The 13500-nt window shown below is 72.8% G+C and carries 17 protein-coding genes; 4 read left to right on the top strand and 13 right to left on the bottom strand.

From position 1 onward, the window contains the following. Together AKI01S_RS32775 and AKI01S_RS32770 are read left to right on the top strand one after the other, a co-directional pair. Nucleotides 1–266, top strand: a 266-nt coding sequence (locus AKI01S_RS32775; RefSeq protein WP_157420314.1) for a response regulator transcription factor, incomplete at its 5' end; no start/stop codon positions are given. A 41-nt stretch (nt 267–307) separates the two neighbouring features. Then, nucleotides 308–877 (top strand): GNAT family N-acetyltransferase, encoded by a 570-nt coding sequence (locus AKI01S_RS32770; RefSeq protein ID WP_067826377.1) that lies wholly within the window; start codon nt 308–310, stop codon nt 875–877. Nucleotides 878–961: 84 nt separating this feature from the next. On the opposite strand, the gene AKI01S_RS32765 is transcribed toward AKI01S_RS32770, so the two are convergent. Further along, the gene (locus AKI01S_RS32765) at nt 962–1909 is read right to left on the bottom strand and encodes a helix-turn-helix transcriptional regulator (protein ID WP_067826375.1); all 948 of its coding nucleotides are present in this window, start codon (nt 1907–1909) and stop codon (nt 962–964) included. Nucleotides 1910–1993: 84 nt separating this feature from the next. On the opposite strand from AKI01S_RS32765, the gene AKI01S_RS32760 reads away from it, so the two are divergent. After that, the gene (locus tag AKI01S_RS32760; protein WP_067826373.1) at nt 1994–2737 is read left to right on the top strand and encodes an alpha/beta fold hydrolase; all 744 of its coding nucleotides are present in this window, start codon (nt 1994–1996) and stop codon (nt 2735–2737) included. A 50-nt stretch (nt 2738–2787) separates the two neighbouring features. Here AKI01S_RS32760 and AKI01S_RS32755 read toward each other — a convergent pair whose 3' ends face one another. From AKI01S_RS32755 to AKI01S_RS32735, 5 genes are all read right to left on the bottom strand, one after another. After that, on the bottom strand, nt 2788–3048 hold the full coding sequence (locus tag AKI01S_RS32755) for a hypothetical protein (protein WP_067826371.1): 261 nt from the start codon (nt 3046–3048) through the stop codon (nt 2788–2790). A 116-nt stretch (nt 3049–3164) separates the two neighbouring features. Further along, entirely contained in the window at nt 3165–3776 is a 612-nt protein-coding gene (locus AKI01S_RS32750) for a dihydrofolate reductase family protein (RefSeq protein WP_067826369.1), read from the bottom strand. 5 nt (nt 3777–3781) lie between these two features. Further along, entirely contained in the window at nt 3782–4216 is a 435-nt protein-coding gene (locus AKI01S_RS32745; RefSeq protein ID WP_067826367.1) for an SRPBCC family protein, read from the bottom strand. Beyond that, entirely contained in the window at nt 4213–4455 is a 243-nt protein-coding gene (locus tag AKI01S_RS32740; protein WP_067826365.1) for a hypothetical protein, read from the bottom strand. Before AKI01S_RS32740 ends, AKI01S_RS32745 begins: the two co-directional genes overlap by 4 nt. Nucleotides 4456–4576: 121 nt before the next feature. Then, nucleotides 4577–5104, bottom strand: coding sequence for a DUF4232 domain-containing protein (locus AKI01S_RS32735; RefSeq protein WP_169814054.1), 528 nt, complete (start codon nt 5102–5104; stop codon nt 4577–4579). On the opposite strand from AKI01S_RS32735, the gene AKI01S_RS51945 reads away from it, so the two are divergent. Beyond that, a complete protein-coding gene (locus tag AKI01S_RS51945; protein ID WP_169814053.1) occupies nt 5103–5429 on the top strand; it encodes a hypothetical protein in 327 nt (108 codons plus the stop codon). The two genes, AKI01S_RS32735 and AKI01S_RS51945, sit on opposite strands and share 2 nt — an antisense overlap. A gap of 106 nt (nt 5430–5535) precedes the next feature. Here AKI01S_RS51945 and AKI01S_RS32730 read toward each other — a convergent pair whose 3' ends face one another. The 7 genes from AKI01S_RS32730 to AKI01S_RS32700 form a co-directional block, all read right to left on the bottom strand. Then, a complete protein-coding gene (locus AKI01S_RS32730; protein WP_067826361.1) occupies nt 5536–6795 on the bottom strand; it encodes an erythromycin esterase family protein in 1260 nt (419 codons plus the stop codon). Nucleotides 6796–6911: 116 nt separating this feature from the next. Beyond that, nucleotides 6912–7484: a hypothetical protein gene (locus tag AKI01S_RS32725; RefSeq protein WP_157420313.1), complete on the bottom strand. Its 573-nt coding sequence runs from the start codon at nt 7482–7484 to the stop codon at nt 6912–6914. 68 nt (nt 7485–7552) lie between these two features. Continuing rightward, nucleotides 7553–8842 carry a cytochrome P450 gene (locus AKI01S_RS32720; protein ID WP_067826357.1) on the bottom strand — a complete coding sequence of 430 codons (1290 nt, stop codon included), beginning with the start codon at nt 8840–8842 and terminating at the stop codon, nt 7553–7555. 59 nt (nt 8843–8901) lie between these two features. Next, entirely contained in the window at nt 8902–9576 is a 675-nt protein-coding gene (locus AKI01S_RS32715) for a phosphatase PAP2 family protein (protein ID WP_067826355.1), read from the bottom strand. A 36-nt stretch (nt 9577–9612) separates the two neighbouring features. Next, complete coding sequence (locus AKI01S_RS32710; RefSeq protein ID WP_067826353.1) at nt 9613–10803, bottom strand: LLM class flavin-dependent oxidoreductase; 1191 nt, start codon at nt 10801–10803, stop codon at nt 9613–9615. 395 nt (nt 10804–11198) lie between these two features. Continuing rightward, nucleotides 11199–11504 (bottom strand): alpha-amylase inhibitor, encoded by a 306-nt coding sequence (locus tag AKI01S_RS32705; RefSeq protein WP_067826351.1) that lies wholly within the window; start codon nt 11502–11504, stop codon nt 11199–11201. A 120-nt stretch (nt 11505–11624) separates the two neighbouring features. Next, complete coding sequence (locus tag AKI01S_RS32700) at nt 11625–13496, bottom strand: alpha-amylase family glycosyl hydrolase (protein WP_067826349.1); 1872 nt, start codon at nt 13494–13496, stop codon at nt 11625–11627. Nucleotides 13497–13500: the final 4 nt, after the last annotated feature.

Raw genomic sequence — 13500 nt, 5'->3', positions numbered from 1 at the left:
GGGGCGACGTCGCGCCGGGCGGGACCGCGCCGGGGGCCCGGGCCGCGGCCGGCGCCAACCCGGCGGGGCTGACCGCCCGGCAGGCGCACGTGCTGGCGCTGATGGCGGAGGGGCTGACCAACGCCGAGATCGCCGAGCGGCTGGCGCTGTCGGTGCGGACGGTCGACCACCACGTCTCGGCGGTGCTGGCCAAGCTGGGCGCGCGCACCCGCCATGAGGCCGCCGACGCGGCCCGTTCGCGCGGTTATCTGACCGCTGCGGGTTGATTACCGATTGCGTCTGGGCGTACGCCCTTTAGGATCTCGGTGTGCTGCGTCCCCAATACCCTCTTGAGACCGAACGGCTGCTGCTTCGCCCGTTCGCCACCGGCGACCTGGAGGAGCTGCACGCCTACCAGTCGTTGCCGGAGGTGGCGCGGTTCCTGTACTGGGAGCCGCGCACCGTGGAGGAGTCGCGGGTGTTCCTCCAGCAGAAGATGGCCGCCACCGCCCTGGAGAAGGAGGGCGACTGGCTGGTGCTGGCCGTGGAACAGCGGGCGACCGGAGCGCTGATCGGCGAGGTCAACCTCCAGTGGCGCAGCCAGCAGCACCGGCAGGGCGAGATCGGCTACATCTTCAACCCCGCCTACCACGGGCGCGGCTTCGCGACCGAGGCGGCCGGGATGGTGCTGCGGCTGGGCTTCGAGCTCATGGACCTGCACCGCGTCTGCGGGCGGCTGGACGGCCGCAACGAGGCGTCGGCGCGGGTGCTGGAGCGGCTGGGCATGCGCCGCGAGGCGCACCTGGTGGAGAACGAGTTCGTCAAGGGCGAGTGGTGCGACGAGATCGTCTACGCGATGCTGCGCCGCGAGTGGGACGCCCTGCGCGACTCCGGCTGATCCCCTCCCCTGCCGGACGTCCGTTCCGGCGTCCCGGCTCCGGCGTCCCGGCCGGACGGCGCCCGGGGTGAACGGCCGGCGCGCTCAGCGGTCGGCGTGGGCGCGCAGGGTGTCGGCCAGGGCGCGGACGGCGCCGCGCAGCTCGTCGGGGCGGCGGACGGTGAACGGCCAGCCGAGCCCGGCCAGCATGCGGGCCATGCCGTCGAGGCTCTCGGCGCGGATGGTCAGCAGCACTCCCCCGTCGGCCTCGGTCAGGGTGGCGGTGGTGGCGGGAACGCGGCGGCGGGCCTCGGCCAGGGTGGTCTCCAGCAGGACCTCGACCCGGTGGGTGTAGGGCACGTTGGCCAGGGAGCTGACCACGTGCCGCACGGGGTCGGCGTCGTCGGGCGCCTCGAAGGCGGCGCCGGTCTGCTCGACGTGCCGGACGCGGTCCACGCGGAAGGTGCGGACCTGGTCGCTGCGGTGGTCGTGGCCGGTGACGTACCAGCGGCCGGAGTGGAACACCAGGCCGTGGGGGTCCAGGTCGCGTTCGGTGTCGTCGCCCTTCCAGGAGCGGTAGCGGATCGTCACGCGGCGGCGGGCGCGGGCGGCGGCGGCCAGGGCGAGCAGGGTGGCGGTGGTGGGGGCGGCGGCGTCGCGTTCGGCCAGCGTGAAGCCCAGGGTGTGCTGGAGGGCCTGGACGCGGTCGCGCAGCGCGGCGGGCAGCACGCGCTGCACCTTGGCGAGGGCGCTCTCGGTGGCGTCGCCGGGCAGGCCGAGGCGGCGTCCGGCCAGCAGCCCCAGCACCACGGCGGTGGCCTCGTCGTCGGTGAGCATCAGCGGGGGCAGCTTGTAGCCGGGCATCAGCCGGTAGCCGCCGTGGCGGCCGCGTTCGGCGACGACGGGGACGCCGAGGTCCTCCAGCCGGTGGGCGTAGCGGCGCACGGTGCGCTCGTCGACCTCCAGCCGCCGCGCCAGCTCGGCGCCGCCCATGCGGTGGTGGGCCTGGAGCAGTTCCAGCATCGTCAGGATCCGGGTGGTGGGATGCGACACCGATACCTCGTTAAATCCGGGCGGGTTCTGTCCGGTAATGGGTCTACGGTAGTCCCATCGGTTCCCGAGGAAGGGTGTTCGAAGATGGCGACTTTCGTCCTGGTTCCCGGTTTCTGGCTCGGCGCGTGGGCGTGGGAGCGGGTCACCGACAGGCTGCGCGAGGCCGGGCACCAGGTGCACCCGGTGACGCTGACGGGACTGGCCGAACGCGCCGGCGAGGCGACGCCCGAGGTGGACGTGGACACCCACACCGCCGACGTCATCGCCGTGATCGAGGACAACGACCTGCACGACGTGGTCCTGGTGGCGCACAGCGGTGCGACGCTGCCGGTCACCTGCGCCGCCGACCGCATCCCCGAACGCCTGGCGCGCGTGGTGTACGTCGACACCGCGCCGCTGCCGTCGGGCATGGCGCAGATCGACTTCCACGAGCCCGAGGAGCGCGCGGCGGTCGAGCGGCAGATCGCCGAGGAGGGGCGGGGGATGTTCGTGCCCCCGCCGCCGTTCGACCCGGCCGCCGACCCCGACAGCCTGGCCGGGCTGTCGGAGGAGGACCTGGAGCTGCTGCGGTCGCGGGCCACGCCCGAGCCGGTGGGCGCGGCCACGCAGGGGCCCGAGCGTCCCGAGCGGGCCCCGGACACGCCCAAGACGCTGATCAGCACGACGATCCCGCTGGAGTTCGTCGAGAAGATGGTGGCGGACGGCGTTCCGGCGTTCGCGACGCTGGCGGGCCCGGAGTGGACCTTCCAGCACCTGCCCACCGGCCACTGGCCGATGTTCTCCCGGCCGCGCGAGCTGGCCGACCTGCTGGCCGCCCAGGCGTCCTGAGGGAACGGCGGGCCGGCCGGCCTCACGACGGAGCCCGGCCGGGCTCCGCCTCACACCAGGGTGAGGGCATCGGTTCCCCCGGCGACGGGGATGTCGTAGCGGTCCTCGCCCTCCGCGGAGCCGGGGTCCGTGAACACGTACCGGGGCCGGGCCGTGGCGGACCGCCGCTCGCCGATCGTCAGGCGGGTCGAGCCGCCCGCCACGGCCAGCCGCACCGGAACGCCGACGGGACGCCGGAAGGTGAGGTCGGCCGCGCCCCCGGCGACGCGGACGGGCACCCGGCCGTGCGGCTCGGGCAGGTCCAGGTGCACCTGCCCGACCCCACCTTGCAGGTCGAGCCCGGCCAGATGGAGCCGTTCGCGGTGGACGTCGGGGCGGAGCCTGGCGTGGGTCGGCGGTACGGCGGGCCGCGCACCGGGGTGGGCGGTCAGTCCGCGGTGACGCGGTCGTAGAGGAGGCAGAGCGCGCCGCTGCCGGTGACGGTGGGAGGCCCGGCGGGGCGCCAGCTCGACGCGGGCAGGCCGTCGTCGAACAGGCGGCGCCCGCCGCCGACGATCTCCGGGCACTGGGTGACGCTCAGCCGGTCCAGCTCGCCGGCCCGCAGCAGGGCGGTGATGACGTCGGCGCTGGCCAGGACGAGGATGTCGCCACCGGGCATCGCCCGCAGGTCCTTGACCGCCGCGGCCGGGCCGGTCGCGAGGATGCGGGAGTTCTGCCAGGTCGGCTCGGTGAGGGTGGTGGAGAGCACGACCTTCTCGACGGCGTCGAGCCACCGGGCGAACGCCCGGTCCCGGGGGTCGGCGGCCGGGTCCTGGGCGACGGCCGGCCAGTAGCCGCCGAAGCCCTCGTAGTTCTTGCGGCCGAGCAGGACGGTGGTGGCCGTCCCGGTGAGGCGGGCGAGGTGGTCGCGGGCGCCGTCGCTGATCGCGTGCGGGCCGATCCAGCCCATGTCGTACTCGCCGCCGGGGCCGGTGATGCGGCCGTCCAGGGACAGGGCGATGTTGCCGACGACCTTGCGGCCGTCGTGGTGCGTCGTCATCGTGGTCATCCTTCGTCTGCTCGGGTGAGGGCGTCCTGCCAGGAGCGCAGGAACGCCGGATAGTCGGCGGCGAACCGGTCCAGGTCCTCGGCGGCGCCGGGCGTCAGCGCGGTGAGGTCGTAGGTGACCTCGACGGTCGAGCGCCGGTCGCCGTCGGCGGTGAGGGTGACCGTGACGGTTCCGGCCCGCACGCCGGGGGTGACCCGGGCGTAGGAGATGCGGCGGCCCGGCCGGCGTTCGAGCACCACCCAGGTGGTGGGTTCGGCGTGCGAGGTCTCGAAGACGGTGCCCGGCGCCGTGTCGTCGGGCGCCGGAGCCGGGAAGCGGGGCCGCCAGCCCTCGACCCAGCGTTCCTCGCCGCGCGGCGTGAAGAGCGTGAACGCCTCCTCCGGCGGGAGGGGGACGGTGAGGCGGCCCGTCAGCGTGTGCCGGGCGGTCACTTCTCGACCAGCCGGTGGGCGTCCTGGGCGGTCAGGGTCAGGTCGTAGACGGCCTTGAGCTGCTCGATCTTCTGGAGGGTCTCGCCGGAGAAGGGCGCCTTGCCCTCGAAGACGTGCAGGGTGATGCCCTCGACCAGCTCGCCCAGGGGCATGTCCAGGTATTCGGCCAGCCCCTTGAGGACCTTGAGGAGGTTCCGTTCGATCCGCAGCCCGGTCTGGACCCGTTCGATTTGTACCATGGTAACAATGTAGCACGGTAACCGACTGCGATCCCGGTGCGGACGAGGCCGGGACAGCCGAAAGCCCCCAGGCGATGGCTCGCACTGGGGGCCGGTGTGACGGAGCGCCGCGCCCGGGCCGTCAGGCCTGCGGGAACGAGTACGCGAACGCGGTCAGGGAGAGCTTGCCCTGCCAGACGTACGGGTCGGACATCTTGACCGTCGTGGCCTTCTTGGCGCCCGGGGCGGTGATGGCCAGGAGGGGCGTCCTGGCCGGGCCCGTCTCGTCGCGGTAGTGCGAGTACGCCACCGACGCCTGGACGGTCTTGCCGGGCTTCAGCTTCAGCGTGGCCGGTCCCGGGTCGCGCTGGAAGTAGTTGTCGCCCCGGACGACCCGCGTCTTGACCGGCTTGCCCTTGGCGTTGCGGAGCTGGAGGTTCGCGTAGCCCTTCACCGTGCAGGTCTTCTTGGAGACGTTGGTGAGGGTGATCCGCCAGCCGGTCCTCATCATCCCGACCTCGCCCCGGGCCTTGACGAACTTCGTCTTCAGCGCCTTGCTGGAGCACTTGGCGACGGGCTTGGCCGTGGCGGCCTGGGCGCCGGTCGCCACGGTGGCCATCCCCGTGACGGCGACGGCGGTCACCAGCGTTCCGGTGAGCAGCTTGCGCATGTGGTTCCCCTCCTTCATGGTCCGGCCGGCGGCGTTCCGCCGGTCCACCGAGTCCGATGCCGTCTCGATCATGAAAGTTCGGGACAAGATCAAGAAATCGGTCGGCGATCCGCGCCCGGACCGGACCAACCCCCCGGGTCCCGCTCTCGCCGCCGTTTTCGGTCAAGCGCCGGTCGCCGGTGGCGGGCTCGCCCGCATCCTCCTCGGCAACCTCCTGATCCAGAGCGGTGACCGGGACGCCGCGCCGGAACCGCTGCCCCACGCACGGGAGTCGCAGGCTGGTGCTCGCGCTCCACACCTTCGTCGAGGACCGGCGCGACGATGAACGCACGCGGGGCCTGGCGGAGCCGCGGGAGAGGCTCGACCTTCCCGAATCCCGCTGAGCGCGCCACGGCGCCGGAGGCGATGACGCGGTCGGGTCGGAACGCCGGTCAGGCTCCGATGCCTTCCTGCATGGTGGCGGTCGGGGTGACCAGGACGGCGTCGAAGGCGTCGGGAATCGGCATGGTGAGGGTGGTGCTCTGCGTCCGTATCCGGGTGAGCTCGCCGGACCGGTCCGCGCCGCGGGCGTGACGCAGGTCGATCAGCCCCGGTCCGATCCCCGCGTCGAGCGCGGCGGCCTCGACGCTTCCGGGCTTCGGCGGGTCGAGCGGGGTGTCGGCGATCGTGAAACCGAGGGGGGCGTTCGGATCGGGACGCATCTCGACGGTGCGGTCGGCGGTGCTGGTGAGCGCCAGCGCGAAGTAGTCGTCGCCCAGCGCCCGGTGCAGGTGCCGGCCCATCGGCAGGGTGGTGAGGCGGCCGTCGTAGGCCACGGGGTGCTTCTGGATGTGGTTGTTGTGGGCGGCCAGCACGACGCGGGTTCCCGGGGCGGAGTGCGACAGGTGCCACCGCACCGATTCGGCCATGTACCGGTCGCGGACCGAGAGGTCGGCGGGCGGGGCCGTCCCGTCGAACAGCGCGGCCGTTGCCCGCAGCGCGTCGTCGGCGTGGACGGCGGCTTCCAGCCGCCACATCGCGGTGTCGTAGCGGTGCTGATCGCTGCGCGGGACGTAGAGCGGCTCCAGCGCGCGGAAGCGCAGCCGCAGCCGGGCCAGCGCGGCGGTCAGGGCGTCCTGCCGGGCGGTGCCGAGCTCCGCCCGCGCGGGGACGGCCGAGGCCCCGGAGCCACCGGCGAGCCGCGCGGCGATGCCGATCGCGGACTCCGCCAGCGGCACGGCGTCGGGATCGACGTCCTGGAGGTATTCGGCCACCGGGACCAGCGCCGGGAGGAGCGACCCGCCGGCCTGCGGGATGTCGATGCCGGCGAAGCGCACCGGACGGCCGGAGGAGGCGTTGTGCCCGCGGACGAAGCGCAGCAGCTCTCCGATGCCCCAGGTGTCGGCGTTCTCGCTGATCCGCGTGAGATCCGTCTCCGTGCCGGCGCCCTGGATCCACGGGTCCAGTTCGAGTCCTTCGCTGAAGCCGAACTCCAGCGCGAGGAGCGTGAACCCGCACCGTTCGGCCAGGAAGCGCAGGATGCGCTGCCGGGCGAGGGTGAACTCGCGGACGAAGTGGGCGCTCTCGCCGACCGCCACGACCTGGGCGCCGCCGATGATGTCGCGCAGCGGTTCGAGGTCGTCGAGCGGGGCGTCGGGGTCCAGCGTGGTGAGGGCCACCGCGTGGTGGGCGAGCCAGCCGTCAACGGCCATGTCAAGATCATAACAGGGAGGTCCCGGAGGGCGGTTCTCCCTGGTCACGGCCCCTGAGGCGGCGACCGGTCCGGCAGGTCACCCTGGCGTACAGGTGAGGGCCGGCGGTCTGCCGGTCAGCTTCGTCTTCGCGAGGCGAGAACCAGGCCGAGCACGATCGGCACGGCCAGGCCACCTGCGATCATCACCCATGCCGTCGATGACAGGCCCTCATCACCAACGGGACCGGCGCGTCCGGCGAGGGGGGCGCCCGTCGGCGCGGAGGGCACCGCGAGGGGGGTGCCCGTCGGCGCGGAGGGCACCGCGAGAGGCCTGTCCGCCGCCCGGGTGCCGCCGCACAGCGACGTCGCCAGTCCGTCCTCGACCCGCGTCGCGAAGACCAGGTATTCACGCCCCGTCGCCACCTTCAGCCCGCAACTGGCTTCCGAACTCGCGGTCTGGACGTCTTGCCGACGCGCGACCCGGCCCTTGTGCACGGCGCTCACCTCGAAGACGAGGGTGACGCTCCCGCTGTTCTCCAACGCGCGCAGGACCGGGCGTCCGCTGAACACCGCGTCGGCACTCGCATACGCCTCCGCCTCGGTGACGCGCGCGCAAGTGCACGCGCAGGCTCGATCAGGGGTCGCCAGGACGACACCGGAAACGACCGCGCCCACGGCCAGCACCCAAACGATCAGTCCACGTGCCATGCCCCTCGGACGTCGTCCGCCGTCCCCCGGTTCCAGGGACCGCCGGACGCGGGAACCGGTCGAGCGGGTCAGGGGGCGGTGAAGGTGCAGGGCAGGCGTTTGATGCCGTTGATGAAGCTGGAGGTCAGGTAGTCGGGTTCGCCGTCGGCGCGCAGGTCGGGCAGGCGGGTGAACAGTTCGCGGAACATCACGGTGATCTCGCGGCGGGCCAGGTTCGCGCCCAGGCAGAAGTGCGGGCCGGGCCCGCCGAAGCCGACGTGGTCGCGCACGTTGGGGCGGGTGATGTCGAAGCGGTCGGGGTCGGGGAAGACCGTCTCGTCGCGGTTGGCCGAGTTGTAGAACAGCATCACCTTGTCGCCCCTGCGGTAGGTGTGGCCGTTCATCTCGTGGTCCTCGGTGACGTTGCGGCGGAAGGTGATGACCGGGGTGGAGCAGCGGACGATCTCCTCCACGGCCCCGGGGATGTGGGTGTCGAAGTCGCCCAGCAGCAGGTCGCGCTGGCCCGGGTTGTCGGTCAGCAGCTTCAGGCCGTGGGCGAGGGCGGTGCGGGTGGTCTCGTTCCCGGCGACCACCAGCAGCAGGAAGAACGTGCCGAACTCGCGGGTGGTGAGCTTCTCGCCGTCGACGTTCGCGTTCACCAGCGCGGAGGTCAGGTCGCCGGTCGGCTCGGCGACGCGTTCCCTTCCGAGCTTGGCGGCGATCGCGTGGAGTTCGCGGCTGGCCAGCGCGACCTTGGCCAGGCCGAGGCCGGTGCGCAGCCGGCCCATCTCGGGGGTGATGCCGGTGTACTCGGCGTCGGTGTTGCCCAGCACGATGTTGGTCAGCCGCACGACGCGCGGGTAGTAGGAGTCGGGGATGCCGAGCATGTCGCAGATGACCTCGACCGGCAGCCGCACGGCGACCTTGGGGATGAAGTCGCCGGGGCCCGAGGCGATCAGCTCGTCGACGATGCGGGCGGCGCGGCGGGCGATGTCGTCCTCGGTCCTGGCGAGGGTCTTGGGCGTGAACGCGCGGGACACGATCCGGCGGATCTTGGCGTGCCGCGGATCGTCCATGTCGATCATGGAGCTGATGTAGCGGCGCAGCCAGGACGGGGAGTCCACCATGCTGGTGGCGTTGGGCTCGCTGGAGAAGACCTTGGGGTTGCGGCTGGCCTCGACGACGTCGGCGTGCCGCACCAGGGCCCAGTAGCCGTCGCCGCGCCGGGTGAAGGGCACCTCGGGCTCGGCGAACAGGCGGGGGGCGCCCGCGGCGCGCAGCACGGCGAACGCGGCCTCGCGTTCGGGACGGGGCCGCTGCCAGAACCGCAGGTCGCTGATGTCGATGTCCTCGACCCGCAGGGTCGCCGGGGTGGTCACCGTCGTGCCGCCTTTCTCGCCGATGTCGGCTCCATGCTTGGGTAAGCGTCAGCTTACGGTCAAGGCCCGGCGCTGTCCCGTGACCCGTCCGGCCCGGGGCGGCGCCGGGCGCGTTCCCGCACCAGGACGCGGCCCGCGAAGCCCAGCACGGTGCCCAGGCCCCATCCGGCGAGGGCGTCGGTGGGCCAGTGGTAGCCCAGGGTGACCACGGCGACGGCGACGCCGGCGATCAGGACGTGCGCGGCGGCCGCCCGGCGGCGGGAGGCGCCGGTGAGGGCGACCAGCATCGTCAGGCAGGCGGCGGCGTTGGCGGCGTGCCCGGAGGGATAGGACAGGTAGCCGTCGGCGAACAGCACGTCGCGGCCGCTGAGCGGCGGGGTGCGGCCGAAGGCGATCTGCGCGGCGCGGATGAGCAGCTCGCTGGCCACCAGCCACACCGCCGCGCCCGCCAGCAGCCACGGGTCGCGGGCGCGCCGGGACGCCCACAGCGCCGCCAGCGCGGTGAGGCCGCCGACCAGCCAGTACTGGCCGCCGTTGACGACGGTGCGCCAGAACAGGTGCCAGGCCCCGGTGCGCGGCGGCAGCCCGTCGGCGAACACCCAGCCGTCGAAGCGGCGCAGCAGCCCGCCCGCCAGCACGTCGAGCGTGGTCGCCACGGTGAGGACGGCCGCCAGCAGCGGCAGCGCGTACGGCGGGGACAGGAGGCGCCCGCCCCCCGATCGGAGCACCTGCATGCCCTCGATCCTGCCGTATGGGGCGGGTGCCCCCGTTCACCGGCCGGACTCCTCTGCCTGCTGCTGGACCTTGGCCATGATGGCGTCGGTGGCGGCGCCGATGAACCGGGGCCGGTTGGCGGCGGCCCAGTCACGGCTGGCGGCCAGGGTGCGGGCCGTCCCCTGGAAGACGGGGGCGACGTGGCGGGCGAACAGCTCGTAGGAACGGCGGGTGGCGGTGGTGTCGGCCCACTCGTGGGCCATCAGCAGGTAGGTGCCGAACCCGCCGGACTGGTCGGCCAGGCGCCGGATCTGGGCGACGGCGTCGTCGGGGGTGCCGATGACGCCGAGGCCGGTGGAGTTGACGGCCTCGACGAGCCGTTCGGGGTCGTCGGTGTCGGGGGCGATGGGCAGGGCGGCGACGTTGCGGAAGTAGCCGATCCAGTCGGCCAGCCCGAACGCCACGTCGCGGGCGGCCTGCTCGCGGGTCTCGGCCAGGTGCACGGGGCCGACCAGCCGCCAGCGGTCGCGGTCGGCGGCGGTGCCGTACCTGGCGGCGCGTTCCTCCATGACGCCCCAGTGGTAGCCGAGGGCGTCGAACCCGGCGGCCTGGGTGGCGCCCAGCGACAGCAGGGAGCAGCCGAAGCGCCCGGCGGCGCGCGGCCCGGACGGGGAGACCATGGCGGCGACCGCGACCTCCAGCTCGCGCTGGTGGGGACGTAGTTGCAGGCGGGCGTCGCGCAGCTCGAACCAGTCGGTCTTCATCGTGACCGGCTCCTCGGTGCGCAGCAGCAGGAGGACGGCCTCCAGGGCCTCCTCCATCATGTCGCGCTGGCGGGCGACCTCGATGCCCATCATGTGGGCGTCGGAGGGCAGGGCCCCGGGGCCGACGCCGAGCATGACGCGGCCGCGGGTGAGGTGGTCCAGCAGCACCATGCGGTCGGCCAGCATCAGCGGGTGGTGGTAGGGCAGCGACGACACGCCGGTGCCCAGGCGCAGGTGGCGGGTGCGTTCGGCGGCGACGGCGATGAACACCTCCGGCGAGGCGATGATCTCGAATCCGGCCGAGTGGTGCTCGCCGATCCACGCCTCGTCGAAGCCGAGGGCGTCCAGGTGGACCAGCAGGTCCAGGTCGCGGTGCAGGGCCAGGGTGGGGTTCTGGCCGACGGGATGGAAGGGGGCGAGGAAGACGCCGAAGCGCTGCGGGCCGGTCGGGGCGGCGGGGCCGGTCGGGGCGGGTGCGGTCATCGGAACCCCCGGTCGTCATCTAGAACGGCGTTCGGGACGTGCCTATCATCCGCGCGACCGCCCGTCGAGCCTCGCGCGCGCCTCCGCCGCCCTCTCCGGTTCCTTCCGGGCCACCCGTCGCTTGCAGGAAGCCTGAGATGACACGCCCGTCGCGCATCACTCCCCGCGTCGCGCGCCGGCCGCGCCTGTGGCCGGGAACTCCCCGGGCGCACAGGGCGTGGGCAACGGCCGGGGCCCGTTCGCGATCTGGGACGTTCCGTGAGCCGCACACGACCCGAACGCGGCGCCGCGGGGCACCGGCCTGCTCAGCGAGATCGCGAGTTGAGCGCGCTCCGGTGAACCGCCGTTCGCCCGCCGGAGCGATGTCACGACGGGCGAACGGTTCGCCAAGGGCGTCAGCACCAGGCGATGTGGTCGACGTAGCCGTGCTCGCCGATGTAGCCGCTGCCGATGGTGGTGGGGTACGGGCTGGGGTGCACGGTGTGGCAGACGCCCTCGGCGCCGTCCTTGTAGACGACCTTGAGCTGGAGGGTGGTGCCGCAGCCGTTGGTGACGTCGGTATAGCGCCAGCTTTGTGAGTAAGTCACGCAGGAGGGGGCGGGTTCCGCGGCCACGGACGCGGACCCGGTCAGGACCGATCCCAGGACGAGGGTCGCGCCGATTCCCGCACCGGCGGCCAGCCGTGCGATGCGCGCCTTCACGCGGTCGCTCCTTTCGAGAGCGGGACGGAGCCGCCAGATTATGATCTTGCAACCCTCTCTTGCAAGGTTTCAGAAAATTTCTGCAAAGTATTTCCGATGAAGCCCGGCCGAAGTTTCCGGTCAGAAGGAGGGCTGGATGTCGACGGTCTGGCCTCCGGTGGCGGTGTGGTTGGGGCCGAGCGACCATCGGGTGTCGTTGATGAGCGGCTTGTACTCGAAGGGACGACCGGCGGGGACGCCCTTCACCGTGCACCTCCAGAGGGCGGCGGAGTGGTTGACGCACTCGTGGCCGGTGGACCAGCTCAAGGGGGCGGTGCTGCCGCGCAGGGTGATCCGGTTTCCCCAGCCGACGTCCCGGTGAACGTTGATCACGGTGTCGGGGGCGCCGCCGGGGCCCTCGACGGCGGCGCCGACGTGGAGGGCGAGGGCGCTCATCCTGGGGACGTCGGCGGTGAAGGTGCCGTCGGCGGCGACGGTGACGATGTGGGTGGCCTTGCAGCTACGGGCGGCGGGGTCGTGGTCGCCGCCGATGATGTTGCAGTAGCGCCCGGCGGGCAGCCGGGTCCGGTAGGTGCGGTTCCAGCCGGTGGTCTCGTCGCGGTTGATGACGACGTAGCCCCTCGCGCCGCGGCTGAAAGCGATCTTGTTTCCGGGGCCGCCCTCGGAACGGTCGCTGTACCAGTCCTGTTCGGGGGCGTCGGCGGCCTTGTTGACCGGGGTGTCGCCGACCGCGTTGCGGAAGCCGACCATGTCGGCGGTCTCGCTGGAGCGGTGTTCGCAGATCCAGTTCGCGCCGTCGCAGGTGACGGGCGTGGTGGTGCCGTCGGCCGTGCGGGGTGGGCTGGTGTCGCGCCGGGTGAACCCGAAGCTGGACATCACCAGCGGGGTGCCGTAGTCCCAGCCGAGCAGGAAGACGTTGGCGAGCCGGTACGCGGCGCCCTTCTTGTAGGTGAGGATCTGGCGGTCCTGGCCGCCGTCGGCGGCCGGGAGCGCGTCGCGCTGGCTGTCGTGGTTGTCGACCATCACCACGGCCTTGTCGTCCGCCTCCATGTCGTCGCCCCAGCCCACGGGGAACGCGTGGAGCTGGTGGATCCGGTCGGCGGGGTCGGCGGCGCTCCAGAACTTCCTGGAGATGAAGTTCATGGCCTGGACCTCCTTGAGGTCGCCGTTGCCGCGGTACTCCGACGGCCTGACCGGCTCGCCGCTCCCGTACAGGACCTCCTGGTAGACGTAGGGGTCGCGGGTGCCGGTGTAGGACGGGTCGGCGTCGATGTGCGCGCGCATCTCGCGCAGGATCGCGGCGATGTCGGCGGCGGGCATGTGCTTGCTCGCGTCGAGCCGGAACCCGTCCACGCCCAGCGAGGCCAGGTCCTTGAGGTAGCGGCCGAGACGGGCTCGCACGTAGGGGCTCTCGGTCTTCAGGTCGGCCAGGTTCTCCAGCTCGCAGTCCTGCACCTCCCAGCGGTTCCGGTAGTCGCGGATGGGACGGCGGCAGGTGTGGAAGTCGGCGTCGGAGAACGTTCCCGGGTAGGTGTACTTGTCGGGGAAGCGGGTGCCCGCCGAGCCCTGGCCGCCGGACACGCCGGTCGTGTGGTTGACGACCGCGTCGGCGTAGATCTTCACGCCGCTGGCGTGGCAGCGGGCCACCATGTCCTTGAAGTCGGCGAGGTCGCCGCGCCGGGTCTTCAGCCTTTCGAGGTCGTAGCTGACGGGCTGGTAGTCCTGCCACCAGGGGTGACCGCCGTCCCCGGCGTCGGGGAGGACGACGTGTTCGTGGGGCGGCGAGACCTGCACCGCGCCGTAGCCCTTGCGGCCGAGGAAGGTCTCGCATTCGGCGGCGACGGACTTCCACGGCCACTGGAACAACTGGACGATGACCGTCCTTCCGCCCGGCGGGGCGGCGAGCGCCCGGGGCTGCGGGGTGAGGGCGGCTGCGGCGGGCGTCGCCAGCAGCAGCGCCGCCGCGGCCACCAGGGAACGTGGGATCGGCATGGGT

Origin of the sequence: Actinomadura kijaniata NBRC 14229 (assembly GCF_001552175.1) — a bacterium.
Taxonomy (GTDB): Bacteria; Actinomycetota; Actinomycetes; order Streptosporangiales; family Streptosporangiaceae; genus Spirillospora; species Spirillospora kijaniata.
This window is presented reverse-complemented; position numbering and strand designations above follow the sequence as displayed.